Genomic DNA, 14,637 nt, shown 5'->3' with positions numbered 1-14,637 from the left:
AGGATGAGATTATGAGATTAACGGACGAAGAAAAGTTTATGCTGGATGGCCGGGAGGGGCCGGCCGTGCAGAAGTCGATGGATTTATTGGTTCGCTACGGCGAGGCTTTGGGAGCCGAGAAGCTGATCCATACCAACAATGTGAGCACTGCGGTAACCATTGCGGGTCCGCTGATGTCGAATTATGCACGCCAGCACGGATTCGACGCCGCCTTTTCCGAATTCAACCTGGACAGTCAGGAGCCCGTCGAGATTCCCATGGTCAAGACCCATTCCTGCCAGCTTATTTCCGGGATGGATACGGAATACTGGGAAGCGCTGGGCGCTCCCTCCGAGCAAGTGAAGCTGACGAAGGAGAACGAAGCGTACAACGCAGGACTCGGCATCCAGCTGATGAGTACATGTACGCCCTACCAGATCGGCAATGTGCCGGTGAAGGGAGAGCATTGCGCCTGGATGGAGTCCTCGGCGGTGGTGTACATCAACTCCATTCTCGGAGCGCGCACCAATTGCGAAGGCAGGGAAAGCACGGCGGCTGCGATGTTCACGGGACGGATTCCGTACTGGGGATATCATATCGACGAAAACAGGCTGGGCACGGATCTGGTGGAAGTCGAATGGGAAGTCGAGAGCATGACCGATTGGGGGCTGCTCGGCTACTATGTCGGCGAAGTCATCGGTGATCGGGTGCCCGTCCTGAAAGGGATCCGGCATGTGCCGAATTCCTACCGCGTCAAGCATTTTGGAGCTGCGGCCGCTTCATCGGGCGGCGTAGAAATGTATCATATCCCGGGCATTACGGCGGAAGCCCGCACCATAGAAGAAGCGTTCGGAACGAATAAGCCGCAGTTCAGCTTCAAGTTCGGCAAGGCGGAACGGCAGCAAATGTACGACAACCTGAACGTTTCCGCCAAAGATACGAACGTGGACTTCATCATGCTCGGCTGTCCGCACGCATCCATCGAGCAAATTTGGGAAATCTGCAAGCTGCTGAAAGGGAAGCGGATCAACAGCGGAACGAAATTGTGGATCTTCACGCCGAGGGCGCTCCGGCAGTTGGCGGACAAGAATGGATACACCCAAATTATTACCGATGCCGGCGGTCTCTTGATGAGCGATACGTGTCCGGCAATCAGCCAAATGCTGCCGCCGGGAACGAAGGTTGTGGCGACGGATTCGGCGAAGCAGGCGCACTACCTGCCGGCAATCACCGGCGTACAGACGTGGTTTGGATCGCTTGAGGACTGTATCCATGCGGCTGTCACCGGCAAGTGGAGCGGGGGGCTGCGATGAAGAAAATTGTACTGCACGGGAGGAAAATCGTCGGCGGCTGCGCGGAAGGGGAGGCTCTGGTCACCCACGATTCGATCTCGGGATGGGGCGGAGTCAATCCGATGACCGGTAAGATTGTGGAAGTGCGCCACGAACTAAGCGGCCAAAGCTTTGCTGATAAGGTGCTTGTCTTTCCGGGTGCCAAAGGTTCATCCGGATGGTCCGGCATTTTCCATAGCACGCGGCTGGTCGGAACCGCTCCCAAGGCGATGCTCTTCAATACGATGACGACGAAGGTCGCCCTGGGAGCCGTGGTGACGCATGCACCGGCTATGACCGACCTGGATGAGGATCCGCTCAAGATCATTGAAACCGGCGATTGGGTCAAGGTGGACGCCGATAACGGCATTGTGGAAATAACCAAGAAGAGCTAGGACTTCTTGTCTTGTTTCGTAGAGATAAGCACCGCAGCTTCACTGTGCTTCTATTCCAACTACATATTTGAACAAATATTCATGCAGGTTCGACGGAGCTGATCAACCAACGCTTACGAAGAAAGAGGGACTGTTCAAATGAGAAAGAAGTCAGGTATGGCCAAGTTATTGTATCTCAGCGTCGCCCTTTGTTTACTATTCTCTGTCATCATTTCCGGTTGCGATGCATCGGACAATTCAGATAAGGATGCGAAAGCGACGAATGCTCCGGCGAATTCTGCGAATCCGGCGGCTACGGGGCCGACACCGGGCGGCACCGTGAAGTTTATTATGTCGAGCACCGCGACAAATATCGGTTTTCCAGCCACAGATGCAGCCTCGTTTACGCTATACTACAACAGGCCTGCGCTTGAATCGCTGGGCCGTTATGATGGAACAGGCAAGATGACGCCGTTTCTTGCGGAAAGCTGGCAAAGCGATTCGAAGGCGAAGACGATTACGTTTAAAATCAAGCAGGGCATCAAATTCCAGGACGGTACGGATTTTAACGCGGAAGCGGTAAAGTGGAACATCGAGCAGTACGTGGCCGCCAAGCGTCCTGAAGTAAAAGGCATACAATCGATTCAAGTGATCGACGCGAGCACGGTGCAGCTGAACCTGGCTTCCTGGGATATCGGCTTGCTGGACTCTATTGCCTATTTCGTATTGATGGTATCGCCGGCAGCCGTGGAAAAGAACGGCAAAGACTGGGCGGTCAGTCATCCGGTCGGCACGGGTCCTTTCAACTTTGTCAGCTGGGAGAAAGATGTTTCGATCAAGTTTAAGAAAAATGAAAATTATTGGCAAAAGGGTAAGCCTTATCTTGATGCTATCGAATACTCCTTCATTTATGACCTTAACACGGCGGGCAATGTGTTTAAATCCGGGGGCGCCGATGTGATCACCCAAATGACCGCGGAGACGACGCTTGAGCTTGAGAAATTAGGGAAATCGACCATGCAAAACAATGCGAAGATCTATGGCCGGATTGGCTTGGGATTAATGTTCGACAGCGGCAACCCGAATTCCCCGTTAAAAGAGCTGAAGGTCAGGCAGGCTGTCATGCATGCGGTGGATACCAAGGCCATTATCAAATCAGTGTTAAGAGGATTAGCCGAAGAGACCAACCAATATTATGATTCAACCGCCCAGTTTTACAATCCGGATGTGAAGGGCTACCCCTACGATCCGGAGAAAGCGAAGCAATTGCTGGCGGAGGCGGGGTATGCGAACGGCTTCAAGACGAAGATCACGACGATACCTTCCTATGAAAATTTAGTGACAGCCGTTCAAAGCTACCTGGCCAAGGTAGGCATCGATGTGCAAGTGGTTACGATGGACGTATCGAAGCTTATCGCTTTGACAGCTGGTACGTGGGACGGGATGACGGTTTATATCAGAACGCTGCAGCCTAACGCTCCGACCTTAATCTACCGCAATTTCGGCCAGGACGCCGCCTATTTCTCCAAAAACATCATCCATCCGGAAAGCTTAAACAAGCTGCTGAAGGACGCCATAGACGCGCCGGATGCCGAAGCATCCAGAAAAGCAGTGTTGGACATGCAAAAAGTCCTCCATGATGACCATGCGATGTATTTCCCGATGGCAAGTCCGATAAGTTCGATCTTCATGAATCCGAAGGTCCAAAACCTGGGGATGTTCAAAACGAACGGGTACGATTGGGCTCCTGAGGAAGTGTGGGTACAAAAATAAATCGTATGTTGAAAAAGGGAGTGTTGGAATGAGAAAGAGGTCAGAAATGACCAGGTTTATATACTTCAGCTTTGCCGCTTGTCTGTTTATTACTGTAATACTGAGCGGATGCAGCAAAGAGCCTGCGATTCAAGAAGCTTCGAAGGAACCGACGAATACAGGGCCGACGCCAGGCGGCACGTTGAAAGTTATTGTGCTCGATAATGTCACCAATCTGGGGTATCCGGCTGAACAACGGGTATCGTCGAGTCTGTACTTTGTTCAGCCGGTATTGGAAACGCTTGGCCGCTATAATGATAAAGCGATCATGACACCATGGCTTGCGGATAGCTGGCAAGCCGATCCGCAAGCGAAGACCCTTACGTTCAAATTAAAGAGCGGCATCAAATTCCAGGACGATACCGACTTTAACGCAGAAGCGGTGAAGTGGAATATCGAAGAGTACCAGAAAGCCAAACGTCCCGAGGTCAACGGCATCCAATCGATGGATGTGATCGATGCCCACACGTTGAGGCTGAATCTTGCGCAATGGGATAACAATCTGCTTGAATCGATTGCCTATTACGTCAAGATGGCATCCCCGACGGCGATTACGAAAAACGGAAAAGACTGGGCCATTAAAAACCCGGTCGGCACGGGTCCCTTCAAGTTAGTCAGCTGGGAACGCGATATTTCGGTCAAGTTTAAAAAGAACGAAAATTACTGGCAGAAGGGCAAGCCTTATTTGGACGGCATTGAGTATTCCCTCATCTATGACCGGAATACGGCGGCCAATGCTTTTAAGACGGGGGGCGGCGACGTCCTGACGCAAATGAGCGCCGAAACTTATTTGGAGCTGGAGAAGACGGGGAAATACGTGATCCGTACGAATGAGAACATTACTGGCCCCTTGGGTGTAGGACTGATGTTCGACAGCGCCAATCCGAATTCCCCGTTCGCGGATGTCAAGGTCAGGCAGGCGGTCATGCATGCCGTGGACTCCAAGGCCATTATCGGTTCGGTGCTTCGCGGGATGGCCTTGGCTACCAACCAGTGGAATAATGCCTCTTCCCAGTTCTACAACCCGGATGTGAAAGGATTCGCATACGATCCGGAGAAAGCGAAACAATTGCTGGCGGAGGCCGGTTATCCGAACGGCTTCAAGACGAAGATCACCACAGACGCATCCAGAGCCGAGGTCATGACGGCCGTTCAAAGCTATCTGGCCAAGGTGGGCATTGAAGTTGAACTGGTTACGGTGGACGCCGCGAAGTGGAGCGCGATGATTGCGGATAAGTGGGACGGGATGATTCTGTTCTATAGAGCGCTCGCGCCGAATATCTCGATCCATATGAACCGGATCATCAGCAAAGACGGCTCGCTGTACGCCAAGCACATCATCCATCCGGATAAGGTAGAGCAGCTGCTTGCCGAAGCAAGGACAGCGACGGATGCCGGAGCCTCGAAAAAAGCAGTGCTGGAGCTGCAAAAAGTGATTTTCGATGAATATGCCATCGGGTTTCCGCTTCTCAGTCTCGTAAGCGGTATGGCCATTTCCCCCCACGTGCAAAACATCGATTTCGATAAAACGAATGCGTTCGACTGGAACCCGGAGGGCGTGTGGTTGAAGAAGTAGCCGGTACAATGAGGGTAAGCCATGCTTCCGACTTACCCTCGTTATCGTTAATCTTGAGCGAGGGAGGCGTCCATTAATGGCAACATTTATCCTAAGAAGGCTTCTGCAGACCGTCATTGTTCTGCTCATTGTAACGATGCTTGTTTTCCTGATCATGCAGCTGCTTCCCGGTGACCCGGCCCGCATCATGCTGGGCAGCGAGGCTACCCAGGAGCAGATCGATCTGCTGCGGGAGGAAATGGGACTGGATCAGCCGCTGCCGGTTCAATATCTTCACTGGCTCGGCAATGTGCTCCAAGGGGACTTGGGCAAATCTTTATACTACAAAGACGCGGTGACCGGTACGATCGCCACCCGTCTGCCGATCACGCTGCAGCTCGGGATTTATTCGCTGCTGCTGGCGTTGCTCATCGGTATTCCCGCAGGGGTGATCGCCGCCGTCAAGCGCGGGTCGGCATGGGATTCCGCCGTTCTCCTGATTTCCAATTCCGGGATTTCGATTCCCAGCTTCTGGCTCGCGATCCTGGGCGTGTATTTGTTCAGCATGCAGCTTGGATGGCTGCCGGTTCAAGGCTATGTATCGCCATGGGAAGACTTTGGCGAAAGCGTCAAGCATATGCTGATGCCTATTTTTGTTCTAGCGCTGGCGTCTTTGGCATCGATTGCCCGCCAGACCCGTTCGGCGATGCTGGAGGTCATCCGGCAGGATTATATTCGAACTGCCCGTTCCAAGGGTTCGAAGGAACGGCTGGTCATCGTGAAGCATGCCTTGCGCAATGCGCTGATCCCGATCATTACCCTGCTTGGCTTGCAGCTCGGACATATCGTCGGGGGGATGGTATTTATTGAATCGGTATTTAACATCCCCGGGATGGGAAGGCTTATCGTTCAATCCATTCTTAATCAAGATTTCATCGTCGTTCAAGGCTGCGTACTGGTTATTGCCGCGATCGTCGCTCTGGTGAATCTGATTGTGGATATTACCTACAGCTACGTGGATCCGCGGATTCATTACGAATAAAGGGGGAAGAGCTTGATGGAAACCGCACTTGCCAAACCGGCAGCGAAGCTTTCGCCGCGAACAAGCAACCTACGGAAATTTCTCCGCGTCTTTCTGGCGCGCAAGGCTGTCGTAGCGGCCTTGATTATTCTGCTGTTAATCGTGCTTTGCGCCATATTCGCCCCTGTTCTTTCACCCTACGACCCGTACGAGCAGGACTTGAGCAATACGCTTCAGCTATCGTCCTCGGCGCATCTGCTGGGCACGGACTTGTTCGGCCGGGATATCTTAAGCCGGATTATTTACGGAACGCGTGCATCCCTTGCCGTCGGGATTGTGTCTGTCGCGATTGCCGGAGGCATCGGCATGTCGCTCGGTCTGATCGCCGGGTACTTTCGCGGCATTGTGGACGGCTTCATTATGCGGGTGATGGACGCGCTCATGGCGATTCCTCCGATTATTTTGGCGCTTTCGGTAGGGGCTGCGCTGGGCGGCGGTTTGGCTAACGTCATGATCTCGCTCGGGGTTGCCTTGATACCCAATTATGCGAGGCTGATGCGGGGACAAGTATTGTCGGTAAGGCAGGCGGACTATGTCGTGGCGGCCGAAATCAGCGGCGCAAGCAACCTTCGTAACATGCTGGTTCACGTCCTCCCCAACTGCCTGTCTCCCTTGATCGTGCTGATTACGTTGAATTTAGGGGTGGCCATTCTCGCTGAAGCCGGTCTGAGCTTCCTTGGACTCGGTATCGCTCCGCCCGGAGCCGCCTGGGGCTCCATGATCAATGACGGATATAAATATTTATCCACCAATCCGCTGCTTTCTTTTGCTCCGGGCATCGCGGTCATGATTACGGTCCTGGCCTTTAATCTGGTTGGCGATGCGCTAAGAGACGCGCTGGATCCGAGGTTGAGAGGAACGACGTAATAATCGGATTGGAAGAAAGTCGCCGCATGATGAGGAGGGTATCCGCGAATGAATCATCTGTTGGAAGTGAAAAATCTAAAAACCGAGTTTAGGGTAGACGGCCTTACGTATAAAGCGGTGGATGGCGTTTCGTATTATGTTGACGAGGGAGAGATCGTGGCGGTCGTCGGCGAAAGCGGTTCCGGCAAGTCCGTCACCCAATATTCCGGGCTGCAGCTCATTCCTTCGCCCCCCGGCAAAATTGTCGGCGGAGAAGTGTTGTTTAAAGGTGCCGACCTGCTCCGGTACCACCCGAAGAGCGAGGAACTGCGCGATATTCGGGGCGGCCAGATCGGCGTTATCTTTCAGGAACCGATGACCTCACTTAACCCGGTGTTGACCGTGGGGGAACAGATCGGCGAATCGGTCATGCTGCATATGAAGCTGAATAAAGCCCAAGCGCGCAGCCGGGCCATCGAATTAATCCAGCAGGTGGGCATACCGGATGCCGAGCATCGGGTCGATTACTACCCGCATCAGTTTAGCGGCGGCATGAGACAGCGGATTATGATTGCCATGGCGCTGTCTTGCAATCCGAAAATTTTGATCGCGGATGAAGCTACGACAGCCTTGGATGTGACGACACAAGCGCAGCTGCTCGAATTGCTGCGGGATATCGTCAAGCGCACGAATACGGCTTTAGTGCTCGTAACGCACAATTTGGGCATTGTGGCCCGTTATGCGGATCGCATCTATGTCATGTATGCCGGAGGGATTGTGGAGTCCGGCTCGGCCAAGGACATATTCGCCAGTCCGCAGCACCCGTATACCATTGGTCTGCTTAAGGCCGTGCCGAGATTGGATGATCCGAAGGACCGCAAGCTGATTCCGATCGAAGGGCTGCCGCCCAACCTTGCCGACAAGCAGGCAACTTGTCCGTTTCTTCCCCGGTGCTCTTACCGCACGGCCCTATGCTCGGAGGCGCCTGCCCCCGAACTGGTTGAAGTGAAGGACGGACATCATGCCGCATGCTATGTGAACATAGGTGAAACGGAAGCGGCAGCGGCAGCCGACGGGGGAGTCATGCTCCAGGAGGTGCAGGAAAAGGCGGAAGTTCATGCGGGCCCATCCAAACCGAAAACGGAAATCTTGTTGGAAGTGAAAAACCTGAAAACGTACTTTCCTGTCACGAAGGGGCTGCTGAAGCGGAAAGTCGCCGATATTAAAGCGGTGGACGACATCAGCTTTGACCTGAAAAAGGGGGAGACGCTGGGGCTTGTAGGGGAGAGCGGATGCGGCAAAACGACCGTGGCCCGCAGCATCCTGCGCATGTACGATCCTGCCGGGGGCCAAATTTTGTTTGAAGGGCAGGACATCGCTGCCATGTCCAAAAGTCAGCTGCGTCCGCTCCGCAAACATATGTCGCTCATCTTTCAAGATCCTTACGGCTCTCTCGACCCCCGGCAAACGGCGGGTCATATTGTCGGGGAACCGCTGAAAATCAACAAATTGGTAAGCAGCCGGAGCGAGTATAACAACAGGGTCGATGAGCTGTTCCGGTTAGTAGGCCTCGATCCGGATTTGAAAAACCGCGTTCCGCACGAATTCAGCGGCGGACAGCGGCAGCGTCTGGGCATCGCCCGGGCGTTAGCGAGCAATCCTTCCTTTATCGTATGCGACGAAGCCATCTCGGCGCTCGACGTATCGATTCAGGCGCAGATCATCAATCTGCTTGAGGATTTACAGGTGAAGCTGGGGCTGTCCTATTTATTCATTGCCCATGATTTATCCGTCGTACGGCACATCAGCGACCGCGTAGCCGTGATGTATTTGGGGCGTATTGTGGAAATTGCGGATTGGAAGTCGCTGTATGAAAACCCTAAGCACCCGTACACGCAGGCTTTGCTTGCGGCGGTCCCGATTCCCGATCCCTTTGTGGAGGAGACGCGGGAGCGAATCGTGATCAAGGGCGATGTGCCGAGTCTGATGAACAAACCGCCGGGGTGCAGCTTCTCTAACCGTTGTCCGCATGCAACGAAAGAGTGCAGCGAATCCGCGCCGCCGCTGCTGAACGTCGGCGGAGGACACGGCGTGGCTTGTTTCAGAGCGTAGCGGTTTGCCAGGAAGCATCAACCGGCTAAATAAAGCCATTAGGAGCGTGATTGATGATGGTATTAAAAGACAAGGTAGCCATTATTACGGGCGGCGCCAGCGGACAAGGCAAAGCATCGGCCAAATTGTTTGCGGAAGAAGGGGCCACGGTGATTTTCGCAGATTTAAACGAAGAAGGGGGGAAAGCGGTACAGCAGGAAATTAACGATGCCGGCTTCAAAGCTCATTTCTATAAACTGGATGTATCCGACGAAGAGGCCGTGATCTCTTTAGTAAATGAAGTCAAAAATAAATACGGGCGAATCGACGTGCTCTTCAACAATGCCGGAATCGGATTTGGCGCCAAGTATAAAATGGCGTCAGTCGTAGAGGCCGACACGAACGATTGGAAGGCGATTCTCGATATTAATCTGAACAGTGTCTTTTATTTTACGAAGCATGTGCTGCCGGTCATGATTGAACAAAAATCTGGAAGCGTTATCAACAACTCGTCGGCAGCCGGGCTGGTAGGCCAACCGGGAGCGGATGCCTATACGGCGTCAAAAGGCGCGATTATCTCGTTGACTCGTGTATGGGCTGTCACGTACGGCGTGCACAATATCCGCGTCAACTGTATTTGTCCCGGTTCTATCGATACGCCGATGATGACGACTGTACTGGATATGAAGCCTGAAGCCAAAGAATATTTGCCCAAGATCACCCCTCTGGGGAGGCTTGGAAAGCCGGAAGAAATCGCGAATACGGCTCTGTTCCTGGCTTCGGAGAAAGCGGGTTACATTACCGGCGCCATCATCTCGGTCGATGGGGGCTGGACCGCCAAGTAAGTAAGCATTTACGAATCACAAAAATCATAAATGGAAAAAGGTGCGTCTAATGAGGAAGAAATCAGGAATGTCCAATTTCATCTCTCTTTCCCTTGCCCTATGTCTGTTGATTTCTGTGGTCATCTCCGGCTGCACCCCAGAACCGGCCAAGCAAGAACCGGCGAAGCAAGAACCGCAAAATGATTCGAAAACGGCATCGTCGAAGTATGGCGGTACAATGAAGATCATTATGTCCGATACGCTGACGAACCTGGGTTATCCGGCCGAGCTGCGTTCGAACGTCACGTTCTACTATAACCAGCCTGTGCTTGAATCGCTCGGGCGTTACGATAAGGAAGGGAACGTCCTCCCGTTCCTTGCGGAAAGCTGGCAATCCGATCCTCAAAATAAGACGATTACCATTAAAATCAAGCCGGGGATCAAATTTCATGATGATACCGACTTGAACGCAGAGGCTGTGAAATGGAACATTGAGCAGTACTTAACGGCCAAGCGTCCCGAGGTGAACGGCATACAGTCGGTCGATGTGATCGATGCGAGCACCGTACGGTTGAATCTTGCGGCATGGGACAGCGGGCTGCTGGAAGCCGTCGCCTACTACGTGAAGATGATATCGCCTGCTGCTGTCGCCAAGAACGGAAAGGATTGGGCTATTCTGAATCCGGTCGGTACGGGTCCGTTCAAGTTTGTCAGCTGGGAGAAGGATGTGTCGGCCAAGTTCAAGAAAAACGAAACCTATTGGCAAAAAGGCAAGCCGTATTTGGATGCCATCGAATATACCTTTATTAGAGAAATCAATACGGCAGCCAATGTGTTTAAAACCGGGGGCGCCGACGTGTTGACACAGATGGATCCCGATATGTTTCTAGAGCTTCAGAAGTCGGGCAAATATACGACCTGGACGGACGATAAAGTATTCGGAACCGTAGGCATCGGGCTTATGTTCGATACCATCAACCCGAACTCGCCATTCGCCAATGTGAAGGTTAGACAGGCGGTTATTCATGCCATCGACAATGAAGCCATTGTGAAGTCGGTCCGCAGAGGGCTTGGTTTTTCCACGAATCAGTGGTATAAACCGGGTCTGTGGGCGCACAATCCCGATGTGAAAGGATTTCCCTACGATCCGGACAAAGCGAAGCAGCTGCTGGCGGAGGCCGGGTTTCCGAACGGCTTCAAAACAAAGATCACGACAGATCCGGCCAGGGAGAACCTCATGACGGCCGTTCAGTCTTATTTGGCCAAGGTAGGCATCGACGCTCAAGTGGTCACTGTCGATTCGGCGAAGTGGACCGCTCTCACTAACGATAAGTGGGACGGGATGATTATGTTTTTCAGAGCCATGGCGCCGAGTACATTAACTACGTTGAACCGGGTAATAAGCAAAAACGCAACCCTGTACGGTAAAAATATTTTGCATCCGGATAAGGTCGAGCAGCTGCTGGCTGATTCCAGGAATGCGCCCGATTTCGAATCCTCGAAAAAACCGCTTGTGGAGCTGCAAAAAGTGCTCTTTGAAGAATATGCCCTTGCCGTCCCCTTGATCGGCCTGACAACGGGAGTTGCCACGCAGCAAAAGATTCAGGATTTAGGCAACTTGACGACAAACGGGAACGATTGGACCCCGGAAGAGGCGTGGATCAAGAAGTAGCCGGCTTCTTCTCTTAAAATCCGCTCCATGAGCGGATTTTTTGTTACAACGATCCGATAAGGGTCGCGCGAGATCAATAACCGTACAGGAGTGAAATAGGATGAGTGTAAACGATGCCGTACCTTCTCATGTTTCACCTGACTTAGTGGTCGATTTCGATTTTTTGCATCCGGCCGACTCCGACGAAGATCCCTTCCTGGCCTTGAAACGTCTGCATAACGGGCCTGATATTTTTTGGACGCCGCACAATAAGGGCCATTGGGTTGCGACCCGCGGCGAGGACATCTGCCATATCCTGTCCGATCATGATCATTTCTCCTCGCAGTCGGCATTTATCCCGAAGTCTGCACGTCCGCCCGCCATTCCGCTCGAGATAGATCCGCCCGATCATATGGCTTACCGCAGACTTCTCGCACCTGCTTTTCTGCCTAAAGCGATTTCGACTTGGTCGAGTGAAGCCCGCGAGCTGGCGATCTCCTTGATCGAGGGCTTCCGGCCAAAGGGCGAGTGCGAATTCATGGCTGATTTCGCCCTGCAGGTTCCGATTATCGTCTTCCTGAAGATGTGCGGTCTGCCGCTTGAACATCGCGAGATGCTGCTCGAGTGGACTGCGGCTTTCGTTCGTCCGGGAAACGCTGAAATCAAAGAGGAAACCGAACGTCAAAGAGCCCTGTACATCCATAATTTGATCGTGGAACGACGCGCCAATCCGGGGGAGGATCTGATCAGCCGTGCCGTTAACGCCGATATCGGCGGACGCAAACTCAACGATCAAGAGGCCTATGGCCTGATCCGCGGCTTGCTCGGCGGCGGTTTGGATACGGTTGCCTCCACGATGGGCTGGATTGCGCGCTTTCTGGCCGAGAATCCGGAACACCGGAGACAGCTGATCGACGATCCGGAGCTTATTCCCAATGCGGTGGAAGAGCTGCTGAGACGCTTTAGCGTACCGAATATCGCCAGGGTCGTCGTTAAGGATATGGTATACAAGGGCGTCGCGATGAAGGAAGGGGAACAAATTTTTCTATCCGCCTGCTTGCATGGACTGGATACCGAAAGCTTCGAGAATCCGCTTGAAGTGAATTTCCGCCGCAGCGATGCCCGGACGCATTCCACCTTTGGGCAAGGCATCCACCGTTGTCCGGGCGCCACGCTCGCATCGTCCGAGCTGCGCATCTTCCTGGAGGAATGGCTGAAGCGCATCCCGGATTTCCGGATTAAACCCGGTGCAGCGGTTCGAACGGGTACGGGTATTGTACACGGCGTGCTGTCCCTTCCGCTGGCATGGGACGTTTAGACAGGCGGCGGCCCTGCAATTGTAAGAAATTAGCACGAACGTGTAAGAAACCAGTTAGATGCTCGTTTTATGCTAAAAAGGCGGTTATCCATTACACGATTAAATGAAAGCGATAACATTCTATCATTAAGGAGGAAAAGAAATATGGCTCAATTGATCAGCGGTATTCATCATGTCACTTCCGGTGTAGGAGGAGCGCAGGAAGATATCGACTTCTTCACCCAAATCGTAGGTCAGCGGATGGTCAAGCAGACGGTTCTGTTTGACGGTGCGGAAAGCATCTATCACCTCTATTACGCAAACCGCAACGCTGAAATCGGTACCGTCATGACGACCTTTCCTTACAGGAAGGCAGGCATTAAGGCACGCAAAGGGTCGGGTCAGGTGAAGATCACCTCTTATACCGTCCCCGAGTCGTCACTGGAATTTTGGCTCAAGCATCTTGACAAGCACGGTGTCGGGCACGGCTCCATTGAATCGCGGTTCGGCCAGAAGCGGATCGGCTTCTTCCACCCGTGCGGTCTGGAATTCGAATTTGTCGCCGACGACAGCGACAAACGCGCCGGTTGGATTACGGATGAAGTTTCCGACGCGGAAGCGGTACGGGGCTTTCACAGTGTGACGATGTCGGTGCGGGAAGTTCCCGAGCAGGAACGTTTTCTCGTGGACGGGTTAGGCTTCCGGAAAACGGGAGAGGAAGGACCGTACCATCGTTTTGAAATCGGCGACGGCGGCGCGCAAAAGACGATATTCCTCATTCACGAGCCGGATGTGCCTCAAGGCAGCTGGACGTTCGGTGAAGGGACGGTTCACCACGTGGCTTTTGCGGTTGCAAACGACGACGAAGCGACGAAGCTTAAACTGCACCTGGAAGGAATCGGGTATACGGATGCTTCCGAAGTGAAGGACCGCGATTACTTCCATTCCGTTTACGTCCGCTCCCCCGGAGGCATTCTGTGCGAGATTGCGACCAGCGACATCGGCTTTGAAATTAACGAGCCTATGGATAAGCTCGGGCATAAGTTACTGCTGCCGTCCTGGTTCGAGCATCGCCGCGAAGAAATCGTGGCTGCTCTGGAGCCGATTACAAATCCACAAATCAAGTAACAGGTATTCGCGGAGGATGGCAAATGAAAAATTTTCAATTTGAAAGCCTGCCCGGCAGAGTCCTGTTCGGTGCGGGTACGCTAACCGAGGTTAGCGCAGAGCTTCAAGCTCTCGGCGCCCGCAAGGCGCTCGTTATTGCTACGGCTGACTTAGCGGAATTGGCCCGTGAAGTCGGCGCCTTGCTCGGCGACTTATGCGCCGGCATTCATGCCCAAGCCGTGCAGCACATCCCGTATGAAACGGTGACGGAAGCGCTCAGCCGTGTGCAATCACTCGATGTCGACAGCCTCGTTGCTGTCGGCGGCGGTTCTTCCATCGGTCTTGCCAAAGCCATTGCGTTGGAAACTTCCCTGCCTATTTTAGCCATTCCTACGACTTATGCCGGATCGGAAATGACGCCGATCTGGGGAATAACGCAGAATGGGGTGAAAAAGACGGGGAAAAATCTGATCGTTAAACCGAAAAGCGTGATCTACGATTCCAAGCTTACCGTCACGCTGCCTGTACGCTTGTCCGTAACCAGCGGAATGAACGCCATTGCCCATTGCGCAGAGGGCTTGTACGCCGAGAACGCCAACCCGATTATTTCCCTCTTGGCCGAAGACGGCATACGGGCGCCTTTTATTTTCGAACGCTTCTACAAGGCGGACAAAGCCCGTACACGCGGC

General features: G+C 53.2%; 12 protein-coding genes. All 12 read left to right on the top strand.

The window, feature by feature from the left end; genetic code table 11:
• Positions 1-11 precede the first annotated feature (11 nt).
• The gene (locus FKP33_RS14460; RefSeq protein ID WP_054798871.1) at positions 12-1,292 is read left to right on the top strand and encodes an aconitase X; all 1,281 of its coding nucleotides are present in this window, start codon (positions 12-14) and stop codon (positions 1,290-1,292) included.
• Positions 1,289-1,705: an aconitase X swivel domain-containing protein gene (locus FKP33_RS14455; RefSeq protein WP_054795331.1), complete on the top strand. Its 417-nt coding sequence runs from the start codon at positions 1,289-1,291 to the stop codon at positions 1,703-1,705. Before FKP33_RS14460 ends, FKP33_RS14455 begins: the two co-directional genes overlap by 4 nt.
• Before the next feature lie 138 nt (positions 1,706-1,843).
• Positions 1,844-3,457 (top strand): ABC transporter substrate-binding protein, encoded by a 1,614-nt coding sequence (locus FKP33_RS14450; protein WP_127609620.1) that lies wholly within the window; start codon positions 1,844-1,846, stop codon positions 3,455-3,457.
• Positions 3,458-3,503: 46 nt separating this feature from the next.
• The gene (locus tag FKP33_RS14445; RefSeq protein WP_181410152.1) at positions 3,504-5,072 is read left to right on the top strand and encodes an ABC transporter substrate-binding protein; all 1,569 of its coding nucleotides are present in this window, start codon (positions 3,504-3,506) and stop codon (positions 5,070-5,072) included.
• 76 nt (positions 5,073-5,148) lie between these two features.
• Positions 5,149-6,093, top strand: coding sequence for an ABC transporter permease (locus FKP33_RS14440; protein ID WP_127609616.1), 945 nt, complete (start codon positions 5,149-5,151; stop codon positions 6,091-6,093).
• Between the two features lie 15 nt (positions 6,094-6,108).
• Positions 6,109-6,999 (top strand): ABC transporter permease, encoded by an 891-nt coding sequence (locus FKP33_RS14435; protein ID WP_127610768.1) that lies wholly within the window; start codon positions 6,109-6,111, stop codon positions 6,997-6,999.
• A gap of 48 nt (positions 7,000-7,047) precedes the next feature.
• Positions 7,048-9,090 carry an ABC transporter ATP-binding protein gene (locus FKP33_RS14430; RefSeq protein ID WP_141335556.1) on the top strand — a complete coding sequence of 681 codons (2,043 nt, stop codon included), beginning with the start codon at positions 7,048-7,050 and terminating at the stop codon, positions 9,088-9,090.
• A 53-nt stretch (positions 9,091-9,143) separates the two neighbouring features.
• Positions 9,144-9,914 (top strand): SDR family NAD(P)-dependent oxidoreductase, encoded by a 771-nt coding sequence (locus tag FKP33_RS14425; RefSeq protein WP_230875977.1) that lies wholly within the window; start codon positions 9,144-9,146, stop codon positions 9,912-9,914.
• 67 nt (positions 9,915-9,981) lie between these two features.
• Positions 9,982-11,565: an ABC transporter substrate-binding protein gene (locus tag FKP33_RS14420; protein WP_181410151.1), complete on the top strand. Its 1,584-nt coding sequence runs from the start codon at positions 9,982-9,984 to the stop codon at positions 11,563-11,565.
• A gap of 100 nt (positions 11,566-11,665) precedes the next feature.
• Complete coding sequence (locus FKP33_RS14415; protein ID WP_141335554.1) at positions 11,666-12,862, top strand: cytochrome P450; 1,197 nt, start codon at positions 11,666-11,668, stop codon at positions 12,860-12,862.
• A 144-nt stretch (positions 12,863-13,006) separates the two neighbouring features.
• Positions 13,007-13,969, top strand: a complete 963-nt coding sequence (locus FKP33_RS14410) for a ring-cleaving dioxygenase (RefSeq protein ID WP_127606619.1) — start codon at positions 13,007-13,009, stop codon at positions 13,967-13,969.
• A 23-nt stretch (positions 13,970-13,992) separates the two neighbouring features.
• The coding region (locus FKP33_RS14405) for an iron-containing alcohol dehydrogenase (RefSeq protein WP_141335552.1) at positions 13,993-14,637 on the top strand (645 nt) is incomplete at its 3' end.

It is taken from the genome of Paenibacillus sp. tmac-D7 (assembly GCF_006519665.1).
In the GTDB taxonomy this organism is placed as follows: domain Bacteria; phylum Bacillota; class Bacilli; order Paenibacillales; family NBRC-103111; genus Paenibacillus_G; species Paenibacillus_G validus.
This window is presented reverse-complemented; position numbering and strand designations above follow the sequence as displayed.